Origin of the sequence: Streptomyces sp. NPDC006296, from assembly GCF_040613235.1 — a bacterium.
Lineage (GTDB): Bacteria > Actinomycetota > Actinomycetes > Streptomycetales > Streptomycetaceae > Streptomyces.
The window spans coordinates 246380-262543 of record NZ_JBEXRT010000003.1 but is presented as its reverse complement, the minus strand read 5'-3'; the positions used below and the strand labels follow the sequence as shown (position 1 = coordinate 262543).

14 protein-coding genes are annotated in these 16164 nt (G+C 74.1%); 8 read left to right on the top strand and 6 right to left on the bottom strand.

The features are described 5' to 3' along the window. Together ABZ172_RS03745 and ABZ172_RS03740 are read right to left on the bottom strand one after the other, a co-directional pair. Nucleotides 1-1448, bottom strand: a 1448-nt coding sequence (locus ABZ172_RS03745) for a LysR family transcriptional regulator (RefSeq protein ID WP_356879809.1), incomplete at its 3' end; no start/stop codon positions are given. Nucleotides 1449-1614: 166 nt separating this feature from the next. Beyond that, complete coding sequence (locus ABZ172_RS03740) at nt 1615-2358, bottom strand: SDR family NAD(P)-dependent oxidoreductase (RefSeq protein ID WP_356879807.1); 744 nt, start codon at nt 2356-2358, stop codon at nt 1615-1617. Between the two features lie 246 nt (nt 2359-2604). On the opposite strand from ABZ172_RS03740, the gene ABZ172_RS03735 reads away from it, so the two are divergent. Genes ABZ172_RS03735 through ABZ172_RS03720 form a run of 4 tightly spaced genes read left to right on the top strand, consistent with a single transcriptional unit; the run spans nt 2605 to nt 6372 of the window. Further along, on the top strand, nt 2605-3837 hold the full coding sequence (locus ABZ172_RS03735) for a cytochrome P450 (RefSeq protein ID WP_356879805.1): 1233 nt from the start codon (nt 2605-2607) through the stop codon (nt 3835-3837). Next, nucleotides 3834-4046 (top strand): ferredoxin, encoded by a 213-nt coding sequence (locus ABZ172_RS03730; protein ID WP_356879803.1) that lies wholly within the window; start codon nt 3834-3836, stop codon nt 4044-4046. The genes ABZ172_RS03735 and ABZ172_RS03730 overlap by 4 nt, the downstream gene beginning before the upstream one ends. Before the next feature lie 32 nt (nt 4047-4078). After that, complete coding sequence (locus ABZ172_RS03725) at nt 4079-5386, top strand: serine hydrolase (protein WP_356879801.1); 1308 nt, start codon at nt 4079-4081, stop codon at nt 5384-5386. Then, nucleotides 5383-6372, top strand: coding sequence for an EamA family transporter (locus ABZ172_RS03720; protein ID WP_356879799.1), 990 nt, complete (start codon nt 5383-5385; stop codon nt 6370-6372). Before ABZ172_RS03725 ends, ABZ172_RS03720 begins: the two co-directional genes overlap by 4 nt. Here ABZ172_RS03720 and ABZ172_RS03715 read toward each other — a convergent pair. Genes ABZ172_RS03715 through ABZ172_RS03700 form a run of 4 tightly spaced genes read right to left on the bottom strand, consistent with a single transcriptional unit; the run spans nt 6324 to nt 11501 of the window. Continuing rightward, the gene (locus ABZ172_RS03715; RefSeq protein WP_356879797.1) at nt 6324-7355 is read right to left on the bottom strand and encodes a GNAT family N-acetyltransferase; all 1032 of its coding nucleotides are present in this window, start codon (nt 7353-7355) and stop codon (nt 6324-6326) included. The genes ABZ172_RS03720 and ABZ172_RS03715 overlap by 49 nt on opposite strands. Beyond that, nucleotides 7352-9055, bottom strand: a complete 1704-nt coding sequence (locus ABZ172_RS03710; RefSeq protein WP_356879795.1) for an ABC transporter substrate-binding protein — start codon at nt 9053-9055, stop codon at nt 7352-7354. The genes ABZ172_RS03715 and ABZ172_RS03710 overlap by 4 nt, the downstream gene beginning before the upstream one ends. After that, entirely contained in the window at nt 9052-10215 is a 1164-nt protein-coding gene (locus ABZ172_RS03705; RefSeq protein WP_356879793.1) for a GNAT family N-acetyltransferase, read from the bottom strand. Before ABZ172_RS03705 ends, ABZ172_RS03710 begins: the two co-directional genes overlap by 4 nt. Then, nucleotides 10212-11501, bottom strand: a complete 1290-nt coding sequence (locus ABZ172_RS03700) for an ATP-grasp domain-containing protein (protein ID WP_356879791.1) — start codon at nt 11499-11501, stop codon at nt 10212-10214. The genes ABZ172_RS03705 and ABZ172_RS03700 overlap by 4 nt, the downstream gene beginning before the upstream one ends. Before the next feature lie 620 nt (nt 11502-12121). Here ABZ172_RS03700 and ABZ172_RS03695 point away from each other — a divergent pair. Genes ABZ172_RS03695 through ABZ172_RS03680 form a run of 4 tightly spaced genes read left to right on the top strand, consistent with a single transcriptional unit; the run spans nt 12122 to nt 16106 of the window. Continuing rightward, the gene (locus ABZ172_RS03695) at nt 12122-13705 is read left to right on the top strand and encodes a diacylglycerol kinase family protein (protein WP_356879829.1); all 1584 of its coding nucleotides are present in this window, start codon (nt 12122-12124) and stop codon (nt 13703-13705) included. 1 nt (nt 13706) lies between these two features. Further along, nucleotides 13707-14660, top strand: coding sequence for a YihY/virulence factor BrkB family protein (locus tag ABZ172_RS03690; protein ID WP_356879789.1), 954 nt, complete (start codon nt 13707-13709; stop codon nt 14658-14660). After that, on the top strand, nt 14661-15443 hold the full coding sequence (locus tag ABZ172_RS03685) for a phosphatase PAP2 family protein (RefSeq protein WP_356879787.1): 783 nt from the start codon (nt 14661-14663) through the stop codon (nt 15441-15443). 36 nt (nt 15444-15479) lie between these two features. Next, nucleotides 15480-16106 carry an alpha-ketoglutarate-dependent dioxygenase AlkB gene (locus ABZ172_RS03680; protein WP_356879785.1) on the top strand — a complete coding sequence of 209 codons (627 nt, stop codon included), beginning with the start codon at nt 15480-15482 and terminating at the stop codon, nt 16104-16106. The last annotated feature ends 58 nt before the right edge of the window (nt 16107-16164 follow it).

The following is a 16164-nucleotide window of genomic DNA, read 5'->3' as shown; positions in this document are numbered from 1 at the left end:
CGCCGGTCCGCGCCGCGCTCGGCACGCCCCGGCCGGCCCGCGCCCGCCGGCCGAGCCCGGTGCGTACGGCGCCGCTCGCCGCCGCCCGGCTCCGACGGCGACGCGTCCTCCCCCTGGCCCGTGAGGCCCACCGCGGACAGCTCGGCCTCGAAGGCCGCCAGCCGGCCCAGGAACTGCCGGGTCGGCGCCGTCAGGTCCGTACCGCGCGAACTGCGCAGCAACAGCCGTGCTCCGAGACGGAGTTCGAGCCGGTGGATGCGCCGGGTGAGCGCCGACTGGCTGATCGAGAGCACCGCGGCGGCGCGGTTGATGCTGCCGTGGTCGGCCACCGCCCGCAGCAGACGCAGGTCCTCCACGTCGATCTGGGCGGACTCGGCGGGCAGCGGCGGCGGGGTGCGGAGACTGTCCACCGCCTCCTCCGTGCGCCGGGCCAGTTCCGCCCGCTGCCCGTGCAGCCAGTCCGCCCACCACGGATCGCGGAGCAGGTCCCCGTGGCGCTCGGTGAACCTGCTCAGACAGCGGTCGGTGAGCAGCGCGGCCAACTGCTGGGCCACGGCGCCCGGCACGACGGAGGGGTCGACCAGCAGGCCGGCCGCCCGCCGGGGGCGCTCCCGCAGCGAGCGGCGCACCAGCGAGGGCGCGAACACGGCGGGACAGGCCGGCGAGCCCAGCCCGACGGCGTCCCCGCGGCGCAGCATCCCCCGCGCCACCGAGGCCCCGGCCACCTGGATGCGGGCGGGCGGGGTGAGACCGGCCGACTGGTAGACCCGGCTCACCAGGACCTCTCCCCGCGGACCGGCCTCCGAGACCCAGTTCTCGTCCCGCAGGTCGGCGAGGGAGACGGTGTCGCTGCCCGCCAGCGGATGCCCGAGGGGCAGGGTCACCCAGAGCGGGTCGTCGAGGACCTCGTACGTGCGCACGGTCCGTTCGACCGCGTGGGAGAGCGTGTCCAGGCCCCAGGTGTGCGCGGCGTCCACCCGGTAGCCGTCGAGCTGCCGGAGCACCTGGAGCGGCGTGTCGTGACTGACCGACAGCAGCAGGCCCAGGGAGTCGGCCGCGTCCTCGACCAGATCCTCCATCAGCGGCTCGGCGGTGGCGATGTCCAGGATGCGGGGCGCGTTGAGCGCCTCCGTGCCCCGCCCGTAGATCTCGGTCTGCACCGCCTGGTCGACCTGCCGGAAGAAACGCCGCCCCGCCACCAGCACCCGGGTGCCGTCCGCGCTCAGCCGGGCCGTCCGCGCGTCCCGCAGCGTCAGCCGCAGCCCGGTCTCCCGGTCCAGCCGGTCGAGCCGCCGTTCGGCGGCCGGCGCCCTCAGCCCCGCCCTGCGCGCCGCTTCGGTGAGATCACCGCACTGTCCGATCGCGTCCAGCAGGCGGAGATCCGGACGCGACAGCGGCAAGCGCGTCACCCGGTCGGGAACGGAGGGCACGTGTATCGCAGAGGGCACGGACGGCTTCCTTACGGTTATGGACGACGCCTCTTCTTCACCGGTGACGGCCTGATGCGGCTCACGTTAGGCACGCGTTCTCTTCGCTCGCTCCTCTCGCCCGGCCCGCCCCCGGACAGCACGACGGCGGGCACCCCCGAGGGGGTGCCCGCCGCGCGGAAAGAGGTCAGGCCTGGTCGGTGGGGCGGATGAAGATCTCGTTGACCGTCGCGTGCGGGGGAGCGGTGACCGCGTACAGCACCGCGTCGGCGATGTCCTCGCTCTGCAGCTGACGGATCTTCGCGACCCGGTCGGCGATGGCGGCCTTGGACGGCGCGTGCGTGATGTGCTCGCGCAGCTCGGTCTCCACGGTGCCCGGCTCGATGACCACCACGCGCACCCCGCGCTCCGTCACCTCCTGGCGCAGCCCCTCGCTGAACCCGTTCACGGCGAACTTGGTCGCGTTGTAGACGGCGCTGCCGCGTCCGACGACCCGGGCCGCGATCGACGAGATCTGGACGATCGTCCCCTGGTTCCTGATCAGTTCGGGGAGGGCCGCGTGGGTCGTGTACATCAGGCCCATGACGTTGGTGTCCATCATCCGGGTCCAGTCCGTGGTGTCGGCGTTCTCCACCGGCCCCAGCAGCATCAGCCCCGCGTTGTTCACCAGGATGTCGAGCCGGCCCAGCCGCTCGGTCGCGGTCCGCACGGCGGCGGCCACGGCCTGCTCGTCGGTGACGTCCAGTTCGAGGACCAGGACCGTGGCGCCCCCGGCCTCCAGCTCGGCGCGGAGCTCCTCCAGCCGGTCGACGCGCCGCCCGGCGACGGCCACCGACGCCCCCGCGGCGGCGAGGGCGCGGGCGGTGGCCCGGCCGATCCCTGAGCCGGCTCCTGTGACGAGTGCGACGTGTCCCTCTAGCGATGAACTCATGGGGTCCTCGTTCTCGGGGTGGTGGGCCGGGCCCGGAGATCCGGGCCGAATGGCCTGCAACGGTACGGCGCGCCGAACGTACCAGCCGGTCCGGCGGCCGGTGAACGGCTTCCGGCACCCGCGGTTATGTGCGTTCGTGGCCGGTTATGCAGGTCGGCCCGCCCTCCGGGGAAGGGTGCCGGGCGGGCGGTGAGGATGGGGCCGCTACTTCACGTCGGCATGCCCGTGCAGCGATAGGTGGGACCCATGACGCAGGACGCAGCATCCCCGAAGGCGACCGCCGTGCCGTCCTACCCGATGGAGCGCGTCTCCCCGATCGACCCGCCACCGCCGCTCGCCCTGCTGAGGTCCGGGCCGGCCGCGAGCCGCATCACCATGTGGGACGGCAGCCAGGTCTGGCTGGTCACGGCGCACCCGCACGTCCGGACGGTGCTCGGCGACCGCAGGTTCACCGCGGTGACCAGCGCGCCCGGCTTCCCGATGATGACGACCACGTCCGTCCTGGTGCGGGACAAGCCCCACACCGCCTCCTTCATCCGCATGGACGACCCCGACCACTCGCGGCTGCGGTCCATGCTCACCCGCGACTTCCTGCACGGCAGGGCCGAGGCCATGCGGCCGCTGCTGCGGGAGCACCTGGACGAGATGCTCGGCGAACTGACCCGGGGCGAGCGCCCGGTGGACCTGGTACGCGGCCTGACCATCCCCGTCCCCTCGCGGGTGATCGCCCTGCTCTTCGGTGTGTCCGACGAACAGCGCGAACTGATCGAGAACCGTGCGGGCATCCTCATCGACCGCGGCTACCGGCCGGAACAGGTCGCCGCCGCCCGCGACGAGCTGGACGGCCTGCTGCGCGACGTGGTCGAGGAGCGCATGCGGATGCCCGAACCCGGCGACGACCTGCTGAGCCGGCTCGTCACCGACCAGGTGCGCACCGGGAGGCTGACCGTCGAGGAGATGGTCCCCATGTGCCGGCTGCTCCTGGTCGCCGGACACGGGACGACGACCAGTCAGGCCAGCCTCAGCCTGCTGAGCCTGGTCACCGACCAGGGCCTGGCCGACACCCTGACCAAGGACCCCGACCTGCTGCCGCGGGCCGTCGACGAGCTGCTGCGCTACCACTCCATCGTGCAGAACGGCCTCGCCCGCGCCGCCCTGGAGGACGTGGAACTGGGCGATGTGACGATCCGGGCCGGCGAGGGGGTGGTGGTGTCCCTGTCGGCGGGCAACCGCGACGCGTCGGTCTTCCCCGACCCCGACACCCTGGACCCCCACCGCGACGCCCGCCGGCACCTCGCCTTCGGGCACGGCATCCACCAGTGCCTCGGCCAGTGGCTGGCCAAGGTGGAGCTGGAGGAGATGCTGGCCGGCGTGCTCCGCTGGATGCCCGGCGCCCGTCTCGCCGTGCCGTTCGGCGAGCTGGACTTCCGGCACGAGGTGTCCAGCTACGGCCTCGGCGCGCTCCCGGTGACCTGGTGAGCGCCGGCCGGCTGCGCGTGACCGTGGACACGGACGCCTGCTGCGCCATGGGCCGCTGCGCGGCGACCGAACCCCGGGTCTTCGACCAGGACGACGACAGCGGCACCGTCGTCCTGCTCCAGGCCGAACCCCCGCCCGAACTGCACGAGACGGTCCGGCTCTGCGCCGACCTCTGCCCGTGCACGGCCATCACGGTCACCGAGGACTGACATCACCGGCCGGCAACGGCCGTCGAGGAGCGATGATGATCGATCTGCCCGGTTCCGACGCCTCCGCACGCCCCGGCGCGCAGGCCGCGCTCGACGGTGACGACACCCTGCTCGGGCGTCGCACCCGCTGGGCGGTGGAACTGCTGACCGCCCCCGAGGCACCCCGGGACGAGGACCTGTCCGGGCACTTCGTCCCCGTGTTCCTCGCCCGCCACCCGCAGGGCTTCGCCGCGACGGTCGAACAGTGGCGCGGGCTGGGCCCGTTCACCGTCGCCGACTACCAGCCGGTGGCCCACAAGTCGTGGGTGACCCTCCAGGGCCCGACGGGGGTCCGCTCCACGCTGTCCCTGACGCTCGACTCCACCGGACCGATCCGCGTCCTGCACCTGGGACCCGAGGTCGTGACCCCGCCCGTGCACAAATGGGACGACCTGGTCGCGGCGCTGGAGCAGCCGGGAGTGACCTGGTCGGCACTGGTGACCCGGGAGGAGGGCGGGGCGACCGAGACGCTGTACGCCAAGGACGCCGACCGGCCCATGCCCAACGGCTCCTCCTACAAGCTGTACCTGATGCGGGCCCTCGCGGCCGCCGTCGCCTCCGGTTCCGTCCGGTGGGACGACGAGGTCACGGTGACACCGGCCCTGCGCAGCCTCCCCACCGGGGACATGCAGGAACTGCCGGACGGCACACGGGTCACGGTGCGCGAGACGGCGTACAAGATGATCGCGATGAGCGACAACACCGCGGCCGACCTCATCCAGGACCTGCTCGGCCGGGACACCGTGGAACGGGCCGTCGAGGAGGCCGGACACGCTGATCCCGCCCTGCTGAGGCCGTTCCTGACGAGCCACGAGGTCTTCGAGATCGGCTGGGGCGCCCCCGGGCTGCGGGAGGAGTGGGCCGCCGCCGACGAGGCCGGCCGCAGACGCCTGCTGGAGCGGATCGCCGGCCCCATGACCGTGCGCGGCTCCGACCTCGGCCCCACCGTGCACCGGCTGGGGCTGGACTGGCACATGAGCGCCTGGGACGTCGCACGGGTGCTGGGCCTGCTCGCCGAGGACGGGGTGCGGGACGACGGCGGGGACGTCGAGGAGATCCTGACGGCGTACCCGGGAGTCCCCGTCGACACCGCCCGCTGGCCGCGCGTCGTGTTCAAGGGCGGCTCCTGCCCCGGTGTCATGATGTTCTGCTGGCTGCTCGAGGACCCCGACGGCGTCCGCTGCACGCTGGTCCTCCAGCAGCGCGCCGACGACCAGAAGCTCATCGGCGACGGGCAGTTCCTGCGGGGCATGGGCGGCCGTGTCATCGCATCCGGCCTGCTCTCCGGCACCTCCCGGTGACCGCCCGGGACCGCTCGCTGGCCGTCCTGGTGGCCGTGCTGTGGGGACTGAACTTCCTCGCGGTGCGCGTCGGCCTCGACCACTTCCCGCCGTTCTTCCTGGCCGCCCTGCGCTACCTCGTCCTGGCGGTGCCGGTGGTCCTGTTCGTCCCACGCCCCGGCGTGCCCCTGCGCTGGCTGCTCGGATACGGACTCGGCTTCGGCGCCGCCCAGTTCGGGCTGCTGTTCCTCGCCATCGAACAGGGCATGCCGTCGGGTCTGGCGTCCGTGGTCGTGCAGGCCGCGGCGCCCTTCACGGTGCTGCTGGGAGCCCTCCTGCTGCGCGAGCGCGTCACCGGACGACAGCTGGCCGGCATCGGGCTGGCCGTGCTGGGGATGGCGGTGATCGCGGTGGACCGGGCGCGCACCGCCCCGCTGCTGCCGCTGGTGCTCACCGTGCTGGCCGCGCTGGGCTGGGCGGTGGGCAACCTGGCCAGCAGGCAGGCGAAACCGGAGTACCCCCTGCGGTTCGCCCTGTGGATGGCGGTGGTGCCGCCGCTGCCCCTGCTCGCGCTGTCCGCGGTCATGGAGGGACCCGCCACGGGATGGCGGGCCCTCGGGTCCGCCTTCGGCCCCGACGGCTGGCCGAGCCTGGTCGCCCTCGTCTACATCGCGGTGCTGGGCAGCGTCGTCGGCTCCGGCATCTGGACCGCGCTGCTCAAGCGCTACCCGGCCGGAGTCGTCGCGCCGTTCTCCATGCTGGTCCCGGTGGTCGGCATGGCCGCCGCCTGGCTGGCCCTGCACGAGCGGCCCAGCGGATGGGCCGTGGCCGGCGCCGCCGCCGTGGTCGCCGGGGTTCTGCTCGGCACGGGCTGGCTGCCGCGCTTCCTGCGGGACCGCAGAACCGCGCGGAACGGCCCCCGCCTCCCCGAGGGGGACGGGGGCCGGTCCGCGGACGGTCAGCCGGCCGGCGCGACCGGTGCCTCCCAGGAGACGAACCGCTCCTGAGGGACAAAGCCCATCGCCTCGTTCAGGGCGATCATCGGACGGTTGCCGTCCGCGTTCGCCGTCTCGATCAGCCGCACCCGGGGCTCGTACTCCCGGACATGGGCGAGGTTGGCGAGCTTCAGCAGGAGCCCCAGGCCGTGACCGCGGTGCGCCTCGGCCACCACGGTCATGCCCTGGAGGAGGTGTTCCGGATTGCCGGTGGTCTTGGACGCGCTGGTGAACCCGGCGAGCCGGCCCGTCTCCTCGTGCACGGCGCCCACGTGGTACGCCCGCCGTCCACGGCCCACCCGCATCCGCTCGAAGCGCCGCACCCGGCTGGTGCGGACCGCTTCCGGTCCCTCCTCCCAGGTCTCCGGCAGGCTGGTGCCCAGCGAGGTCTCGAGCCGGGACACCGCGACCGCGAGCCGGTCCGGGGTGATCGTCCCCCACCGCTGGAGCCGGTAGCCGGCCGGGACCTCCGGCACGCCGCCGGACAGCGGGTCGTGACGGTCCAGGTCCAGCCACTGGTGGATCCCCTCGGGCCCGTCCGGCACGGTGGCGCCCATCGCCGCCGCGAACGCGGCGGGGCCCTCCTGCCGCTCGGGTCCTCCGGGCAGCGCCCCGACCACGTCGCCGACCAGCAGGGTGCGGCCGTGCTCCGCCGCCAGCGCACCGGCCCGCCGGAACAGCGCGGTCCCGATCCCCCGGCGGCGCTCCTTCGGAGCGGTCAGCAGCTGGTCGACGACGGCGACCGGCGCCCCGTCGGGAAGCACCAGGCGGACCGCGCCGACCGCCTCCCCGCGGAGGAGGGCGACCTCACCCGCCAGAGCGGTGTCCGGCGGCGCGAAGCGCACCGACCCGGCCAGGTCCACGGCGCAGGGCGGCGCGGCGGAGAGGGGGACGTCCTCCGCGCCGTCCAGGGTCAGCCGGAGCCAGGCGTCCAGGGTGGCCGGATCGCCGGCGTCCAGCGGGACGAAACGGAGGTCCGCTGCGGTGTCGTTCATACGGTGTCGCTCTCCCGTTCGGTGCGGGTGTCGGTGACGCCCATGGCCTGGACGTCGTACAGGCCGAAGGCGGGGTGGACGAAGACGTTGGTGGCACGGGGGCCCCGGTAGTGCAGGGTCTTGTCGTGGACCAGCGGGAGGATGACCGCGTGGTCCATGACCCGGCGCTCCACCTCCCGCCAGAGCTCGGCGCGGGCGGCCGGGTCCGCGGTGTGCAGCCCGGTGTCGATGAGTTCGTTGACCTTCGGGTCGTCGAGCTCCGCGATGTTCCAGTTGCCGCCGCCGGGGCGGATCAGCCGGCCGTCCACCAGCGGGGCCAGGAAACCGTACTCGGTGGGGAAGTCCGCGCCCCAGTCGGTGACGATCAGACCGAGGCCGTGGGCGCGGATCGTCTCCGGCGAACCGGCGCCCTGGCTGAAGTACGTCGCCACGTCGAGTTCCTTGACGGTCAGCCGGATACCGACCCGGGCCAGTGACTCCACGACGGCGTCCGCGACCAGCCGGAACTTGCCGCGCTGGGTGCCGATGACGGCGTCGAAGCCGTCCGGCAGGCCCGCGGCCCGCAGCTCCGCCCGGGCGGCGTCGAGGTCGCCGCGCAGATCGGGGCCGGTCGGATAGCGGTCCAGCGCCTGGTGGGCCGGCAGCCTCGGCGGGAACAGCGCGGTCGTCAGGTCGCCCCCGGTGACCGGTCCGCCACGGGCCTCCTGGAGCAGGATCTTGTCGGCCGCGTAGTGCACGGCCCGGCGCACGTGGACGTTGTCGAACGGCGGGATGTGCGGCTGGACCGAGACGAAGTGCAGGAAGCTCGTCCTCGGGTTGTCGGTGCGCGACCGCAGCACCGGGTCGTCGGCCAGACGCTTCTGGGCGGCGTGCTGGAGCCCGCGCCCCTCCAGGTTGATGTCGAACTCCCCGGCCGTCAGCCGCTCGTCCATGTCGTCCGGGTCGAACCCGATGGCGATGTCCACCCGGTCCGGGAGCGCCGGCCGCACCGGGTCGGTGGCACGGTCCCAGTGCGGGTTGCGTTCCAGCAGCAGCCTGCTGCCCGGCCGGTGCTCGGCGACCCGGTAGGGACCGGTGCAGCGGGGGTCCTCGCCGTACCGGGCCCCGGTGTCGGCGTGCCGCGGCACGGGGGAGACGCACGGCTGGGCCATCAGGTGGTCGAAGTCGGAGAACGGCGACCGCAGCCGGAAGACGATCGTGCGCTCGTCCGGGGTCAGCACGGACGGCAGACCCCCGGCACCGTCCCGGTAGGGCCCGGCGTACGGGCGGTCCGGATCGTCCAGGAGCGGCACCAGATAGGTCGGCCCGCCCGGCAGCACGTCCTGCGCGAACACCCGCTGCACCGCGTACCGCACGTCGGCCGAGGTCACCGGGGTGCCGTCGTCGAACAGCACGCCCTCACGGAGCCGGTAGGTCCACGTCCGGTTCCCGTCGCTCGCCACCCCCGGCCCCTCGGCGAGGTCCGGTACGGGCACCAGGCCGGCGGGCCCGGGATCGGTCGGGTACGCCATCAGCGTGCGGTTGAGCAGGCGCTGGAGCAGCCACACCCAGACGTAGTAGGTCCGTGCGGGGTCGAGGGAGTCGACGTCGGCGGAGGAGACCAGCCGCAGGGTCCCCCCGCGCCGGTCGGAGGGAGCGACGCGCGCCCCGACACCGGCGTTCCAGCCGGCGCCCTCCTGCGGATCGGTGGCGGCACTCATCGTGTGTTCGTCTCCCGGTCGTCGGCGGGCGCACCCGCGGTGCCTGCGCCACCCGGTACGGGCAGCAGGTAGGAGCGCTGCTCGCTGGCCCGGCAGCCGCGGGCGAGCTTCGCCTGGACGCTGCCGATCCCGGCGTGCAGGACGGTGGCGCCCTCCTTCGCCGCCGCGTCCAGCACCTGGTAGTACAGGACGTCGTAGTAGAGCGGCAGCTTGCCCTGGGCCTCGTAGTCGAAGCCCGCGCGGTGGCCGTACCACTGCTCCTCGCCGCGCGCCCGGGACCGCAGCACCATGCCGAAGCCGATGATGCTGCCGCGCTGCCGGGCCACGGACACGAGGACGTCGTCGCCCATGATCTCGGCGATCCGGCCGATCATCCGGGCCGAGCCCTCGTCACTGGCCGGATTCCCGTACTTGCGCAGCAGGTTGGCGTCCAGCTGCCCGAGTCGGGGGCAGAGCGCCTGGCTCAGCGGCTCGACGGTCACCTCGACCCCGGCCTCCGCGAGCGCCCGGCGCTCCAGGCGCACCCGGCGGCGGCGGTGGGCGCTCATCTCCTCGACGAACTGGTCGAAGCCGCCGGCCGGTATGTCCAGCCAGGCGTAGTGGTCCGAGGGATGGTGGCGGTAGCCGCGGCTCTCCAGCACGCCGGTCAGCGCGGTGTCCCGCACGTCGACGTGCGGGAAGCAGACGGTCGCCGCTCCCCGCTCCGCCGCCATCCCCTCGGCCCGCTCCAGCAGCGCGGCGAGGTCGTCCGCGGTGGCCTCGGGCGCGGCCAGCGTCCTGGTGCGCCCGAGGTGCCGCCCGCCGCACACCAGGGAGGGCAGCAGCCGGTCCGGGTCGCCCCCGGCGACCTCGCTCAGCACACCGGCGGCCTCGGGCACCTCCCGCTCCAGGGCGCGCTTCAGCATCGCGTCCGGCCGGGCCAGCAGCCAGGCCACCGAGGCGTCGGCCCACGCCGTCACCAGCCCGGCGACCGGCCGCCCGCCCCGCTCGCGCACCAGGAAGTCCATCGCCGTGCCCGAGTTGACCTCCTGCACGGTGAGCCACCGGGGGGTCTGGAAGAAGTCCTCCGCCCCCAGCAGCCCGTTCCAGCCCGCCGCTTCCAGCCCGGCCGCGTCCGCCACCGCGCGCACGGCGTCCGGGCCCTCGGTATACGGGCTCACCGAAGGTCTTCCTCGACGACGAAGTCCAGCAGGGCCGCCGCCTTGTCCGCCAGCTCCTGGGCGACGAGCCGGTCCGGGCCGTTGCAGTAGGTGAAGCCGACGCAGGAGGAGTTGTCCATCCGCTGCAGCAGATGGTCGCCCTTCTCGACGTGCAGCAGGACCTGGACGTTCTCCACGGCCGCGGCCGCCTCCAGGCCGTCGATGTGCGAGAGCGTGCCGCGCCGCGTCGGGTAGATCATGCGGACCGCGGCACCCCCTCGGTGCACGACCGGCTCGATCGGCGGGGTGACGCCGATGGTGAGCAGCCAGGCGTCCAGGATCGGGCTGCGGCCGGTGACGTCGGTCACCAGCATCGTCATGCAGCTCGACGGCGTACGCGGGTTGGCCTCGATGATCCGCCAGCCGGACTCGGTCCGCCGGACCTCGGTGTGGCAGGGCCCGTGCCGGTAGCCGATCATCTCCAGGGTCGTGCGGACCACGTGGTAGAGCTCGTCGCGCGACTCGTCGGAGAGCGGCACGGGGAAGGTGTGCCCGCACTCGATGTAGGCGGGGTCGCCGAAGAGGTCCTTGGAGGTGACGCCGAAGACATGGGTGTGCCCGTCCACGGTCATCGTCTCGACACTGACCTCCTCGCCCTCGACGTACTGCTCCAGCAGCACCTCGCCGCTGCGCGGCTGGCCCCGCAGGCTGTGCCGCACGGCGGACAGCTCCTCCCAGGCCTCGACGAGCCCGGCCATGTCGTCGACCCTGCGCACCCCGTAACTGATGGCCTCGGCCGGGGGCTTGGCGATCATCGGGAACCCGAGCCTGCGGGCCGCCTCGTCGAGCTGGCCCCGGTGGCCGACCAGCACGTGGGGGATGTTGAACGGCTCGTCGCCCAGCGCGATCCGCAGCTGGTCCTTGATGTTGGCGGTGCGCACGGCGGCCGGATCGGGACCGGGCAGGCCGAGGCTGCGGGCGGCCTGCGCCGCGAGTTCGGTGTGGTAGTCGGAGAACGAGGTGAGACCGTCCACCAGCGGGGCGCCGTCCTCACCGGTGACGACCGCCAGCACCGCGTCGAGGTCGGTGGTGTCGACGTCGATCACCCGGTCCACGATGGCCAGCGGGTGGGTGTCCCAGTCGTGCCCGTGGGTGTACCAGGTCCGGTCGCCCGTCAGCAGCCACACCTCCAGGCCGTGTTCCTGGGCCTGCCGCAGCCCCAGGACGAAGGGGTGGTTCTGCATGTGCTCGACGATCGCGATCCGTTTTCCGGCGAACTGTGCGTAATCGGCCAGAGGTGTTGTCATCGGACGCCTCCCGTGTGGGTGTGGGCAATCGACCGGTTCCGGGTCATCGGGGTTCAGTTGAACCGCCCCCGGCCCGGTGTGCCATGGATCGGGAGGCAGGACGCATAGGCGGCGGGCGAGGTGCATAGGAGGTGCGGCGGCCCGGGAGGTCCGGGTCCCCGGGGTGCGGGGAGCAAGGTCGTGCCTGGTCGCAGGTCTGGAGCGGCGCGGAGAGGGAAGACGGCGAGACGCCGGGACGAGCCCCGGCCTCCTCGTGGCCCGGGGGGACACACCGCAGCGACGGGAACGCCATGCCGACCGACACACCCGAGAGACCCGCAGCCCTCGCCGACGGGCCGGCCGGGGGACGGCCGCCGCGCTCCGGCCCTGACCGCCGGGCCGGGAGCGCGCACGGCGACGCCCCGCCCCGGCAGGAGGACGCGCGCCCGTCCCACGAGGCCGGTGCCGCGCGGGACCGCGCCCCCGGCGCGCACCCGCACGGCGACCCCTGGCACCCGCACGCGGAAGCGCTCCCGTCCGGCGACTCCGGGCGCCGCCGCGCCGGTGCCGTCCGCACGGCCGGGGGGACCGGCCGGGCCGCCGGGATCATCGCCTCGGCCGCGGTCTGCCAGGCCGCCCTGATGGTGGGGCTCGGGCTGCTGATCACCGGCCCCGGCGCCCGGCTGTGGCCGCTCACGTCCGAGGACGCGGTCACCGACGCCCTGGAGGGGGCCCGCACCCGCACCCTGGACACGGTGTCCCTCGTCGTGTCCGAGGCGGGGAACACCGTCACGGTCGTCGCCGGGACCCTCCTGGCCTGCCTGCTCCTGCTGCTCGTCCCGAGGCTGCCGCGCTGGCGTGACGCGCTCTTCCTGGCCGTCGCCGTCTCGCTCCAGGCCCTGGTGTTCCTGGCCGTCACCACGGCGGTGGACCGCGACCGGCCGGAGGTCGAGCGCCTCGACGCCTCGCCCCCCACCTCCAGTTACACCTCCGGCCACACCGGTGCCGCGACCGCCCTGTACGCCGGCCTCGCGGTCCTGGTCCTGCACCGGGTCAGGGGGCCGTGGCGCCGCCCCGTGGCGGTACTGCTGCTCCTCGTGCCCCTGCTGGTGGGCCTCGCCCGGATGTACCGCGGGATGCACCACCCGACGGACGTCCTGGGCGGCCTGCTGAACGGCGGGCTGTCCCTGCTGGTCGTCGGCCGCGCCCTGCTGGCCGGACCGCATGTGCCCGCCCCGGCGCCCGCCGAGGCGGAGCCCGTCCCCGCGACCCCGGCCGGCCCGGACACCGGCCGCACCGTCGTGGTCTTCAACCCCACCGTCACCGGCGAGACGGCCCGCGCACGGCTGGACCGCGTGCTCCAGGAGCACGGCCGGCCCGGAGCGGCCTTCGTGCCGACCACGGCCGACGACCCCGGGAGGGGACAGACGGCCCGAGCGGTCCGGGAGGGCGCCTCGCTGGTCGTGGTCTGCGGCGGCGACGGGACGATCCGGGCCGCCGCGGAGGCACTGGCCGGCACGGGCGTCCCGCTCGCCGTCGTGCCCTGCGGCACCGGCAACCTCCTCGCGCGCAACCTGGGGCTGCCGGTGAAGCCGGCGGAGGCCCTGGCGGGCGCCCTCGGCGGCACCCCGCACCCCATCGACCTCGGGTGGATCGAGGGCGACGACCTGCCGGCGTCGCACTTCACGGTCATGGCCGGGGCCGGGCTCGACGCCGCGATGCTGGAGAGCACCAGCGACCGCGTCAAGGCGATGCTCGGCTGGCCCGCCTACGTCATGGCCGGGCTGAGAGAACTGCGCGCACCCCGGATGCGGCTGACGGTGGCGGTCGACGGGGCGCGGCCCCTGCGGCGCACCGCCCGGATGGTGCTCGTCGCCAACACCGGCAAGGTGCAGGGCGGTGCCGCGCTCGTCCCCGCGGCCCGGCCGGACGACGGCCTGCTCGACCTGATGATCCTCGACCCCCGCGGACCGGCCGGCTGGCTGAGCGCCGCGGTGTCGGTGCTGCGGCCCCGTCCGAAGGCCGGTGACGGTGACGGCGACGGGGCCGGCCGGGCCGGCACCCACCGCTCGGTGGAGTACTTCACCTTCCGCCGCGCCGAGGTCCGCTTCGACACACCGCAGCAGCGCGAGCTGGACGGCGATCCGGTGGCCCCGGGCCGGCGCCTCCTCGCCGAGGTCAGGCCCGGCGCGCTGACCGTGCTCATGCCCCGGGGAGGCAGCTGAGATGGGCACCGCCACCCGGGTCCCGGAGACCCGCGACATGGTCGGCAGCGAACTCTCCGGTGACGAGGCCCTCGTCACCCTGCGCCGCTACGGCCGCTGGCCGCTGCTGCGCGACTCCTTCGTCCGCTTCCGCTACGCCGACGGCTTCAGCCACTCCCGGGCCCTCGCCCTGCAGACCGTGCTGGCCGTCGTCCCCCTGGTCATCGCCTTCGTCGGACTGTCGACGGCCCTGCACACCGAGGACCTGGGGAAGGTCGCGGAACTGACGATCCACCGGATCACGGCGGGCCCGAGCGCCGAGGTGGTCGACGACGCCCTGGACCGCAGCCGCCGCCGGGCCGACGACGGCGCCCAGCTGGCCCTGTGGTTCGGGCTGGTCTTCTCCCTGACCAACACCACCACCGCGATGTGCCAGATAGAGCGCGGCGCCAACCGCATCTACGGGGTGGAACGCGACCGGGTCTTCCACCGGAAGTACCTGCGGGGCCTGGTGATGTCGCTGACCGCCGGCATCCCCCTCGGGATCGGCTTCGTCGCGATGGTGGCCGGAGGCGACCTGGTCGCGGCCGTGGTCGACGTGTACGACCTCGGCGCCCGCGCGCGTTCGGTCTGGGACCTGCTGCGCTGGCCCGCCGGGGTGCTGCTCGTCATCCTGTCGGCCAGTGCCATCTTCCGCCGCTCCCCGCGACGCCGTCAGCCCGGCTACACCTGGCTCGCCTTCGGTGCGGCCGTCTACCTGGTGCTCTGGACCACGCTGACCTGGCTGCTCAGCCTCTACCTGGAGATCAGCGGTTCGTTCGACACCGTGTACGGCCCGCTCACGGCCTTCATGTCCCTGCTGCTCTGGGCCTACCTCACCTCCATCGCCCTCTTCCTCGGCCTCTCCTTCGCGGCCCAGCTGGAAGCGGTGCGGGCCAGGAGGCCCGGCCCCGTACAACCCGACCCGGGAGTCTGAATGACCGCACGACCCGCCTCTCCCGCCCTGCGACGGCAACGCCGGGACGCCGACCGCAGATTCGGGATCCGGCTGTTCGGCTCCGCGGCCGTCGCCGCGGTCGCCGCCGTCCTCTTCGGCGTGGTGCTCGTCCTGGTGGAGAGCGGCTGGCATCCGCTGCGCCGCCTCGACGCGGGCGCCGCTCGCTGGCTGAACCGGACCGCCCTCGACCATCCGGCGTGGACCGGCACCCTGCGCTTCTTCTCCGACGTGGTCTGGGACCCGGTGACCCTGCGCGCCGCGGTCGCGCTGCTCACGCTGTGGCTGCTGCACCGCCGCGCCTGGCGTCTCGCCGCCTGGTCGGCGGTCACCGCCGTGGCCGGGGGACTGATCGGGCTGCTCGCCAAGACCGTCGTCGAGCGGGCCAGGCCGGTCCTTCCGGACCCGGTCGCCCACGCGCCCGGCTTCTCCTTCCCGTCCGGCCACGCGATGACGGCCACGACCTCGTTCGCCATCCTGCTGCTCGTCCTCCTTCCCCTGGTGCGCCGCGGCCTGCGACCGCTCCTGTGGGCGGTGGCGGTGGTCTCGGTGCTGGGCGTGGGCTTCACCCGCGTCGCCCTGGGCGTCCACTGGTTCAGCGACGTGGCCGGCGGCTGGACCCTCGGACTGGCCGTGGTGGCGCTGACGGGCTGGTCCTTCGGCGCGTGGCGCACCGACGCGGGCCTGGGCCGTGCTGAAGTGACCGAGGGACTGGAGCCGGAACTGGGCGACGACGACCCCGAGGCGGCCGGCCCGAGCAAATAGGAACGGGTGTTCTAGTGAATGGGTAGACTCGTGGACATGTCCGTTCATCTCCAGGGTTCGCTGTTCGACCAGGCCGACCGCCCGCAGCTGGGCGACCTCTCCGGGCTGCGCAGGACGGTCCTCGGCGACGGGGCGTGGATCGACCTGCTGCCCGGCTGGCTGAGCGGTGCCGACGCGCTCTTCCCCGAGCTCGTGCGGGGTGTGCCGTGGCGGGCCGAGCAGCGCCGGATGTACGACCGCACGGTCGACGTGCCGCGGCTGCTCGCCTTCTACTCCGCCCGGGACGAGCTGCCCAGCCCGGTCCTCGCCGCGGCGCGCGAGGCGCTGTCCCGCCACTACGGCGACGAGCTGGGTGAGCCCTTCACCACGGCGGGGCTCTGCTACTACCGCGACGGGCGGGACAGCGTGGCCTGGCACGGCGACCTGACCGGGCGCAGCGCCCACCAGGACACGATGGTCGCGATCCTCTCCCTCGGCGCACCCCGGGACCTCCTGCTGCGCCCGTGCCGGGGCGGCGACACCGTGCGCCGGCCGCTCGGCCACGGCGACCTCATCGTCATGGGCGGCTCGTGCCAGCGCACCTGGCAGCACGCCGTTCCGAAGACGGCCCGGGCCGAGGGGCCGCGGATCAGCGTCCAGTTCCGCCCGCACGGAGTGCGCTGACCCGCAGGCGGGGTCCGCACCGCGGATGACGGCGCCCGGCGGCGGGCCCGGCCCCGGG

Bases quoted from the DNA above. Each gene is read 5' to 3' on its own strand.
- ABZ172_RS03740 (WP_356879807.1), bottom strand. From the start codon at position 2,358: ATGAGTTCATCGCTAGAGGGACACGTCGCACTCGTCACAGGAGCCGGC.
- ABZ172_RS03735 (WP_356879805.1), top strand. From the start codon at position 2,605: ATGACGCAGGACGCAGCATCCCCGAAGGCGACCGCCGTGCCGTCCTAC.
- ABZ172_RS03725 (WP_356879801.1), top strand. From the start codon at position 4,079: ATGATGATCGATCTGCCCGGTTCCGACGCCTCCGCACGCCCCGGCGCG.
- ABZ172_RS03715 (WP_356879797.1), bottom strand. From the start codon at position 7,355: ATGAACGACACCGCAGCGGACCTCCGTTTCGTCCCGCTGGACGCCGGC.
- ABZ172_RS03710 (WP_356879795.1), bottom strand. From the start codon at position 9,055: ATGAGTGCCGCCACCGATCCGCAGGAGGGCGCCGGCTGGAACGCCGGT.
- ABZ172_RS03700 (WP_356879791.1), bottom strand. From the start codon at position 11,501: ATGACAACACCTCTGGCCGATTACGCACAGTTCGCCGGAAAACGGATC.
- ABZ172_RS03695 (WP_356879829.1), top strand. From the start codon at position 12,122: ATGGTGGGGCTCGGGCTGCTGATCACCGGCCCCGGCGCCCGGCTGTGG.
- ABZ172_RS03690 (WP_356879789.1), top strand. From the start codon at position 13,707: ATGGGCACCGCCACCCGGGTCCCGGAGACCCGCGACATGGTCGGCAGC.
- ABZ172_RS03685 (WP_356879787.1), top strand. From the start codon at position 14,661: ATGACCGCACGACCCGCCTCTCCCGCCCTGCGACGGCAACGCCGGGAC.
- ABZ172_RS03680 (WP_356879785.1), top strand. From the start codon at position 15,480: ATGTCCGTTCATCTCCAGGGTTCGCTGTTCGACCAGGCCGACCGCCCG.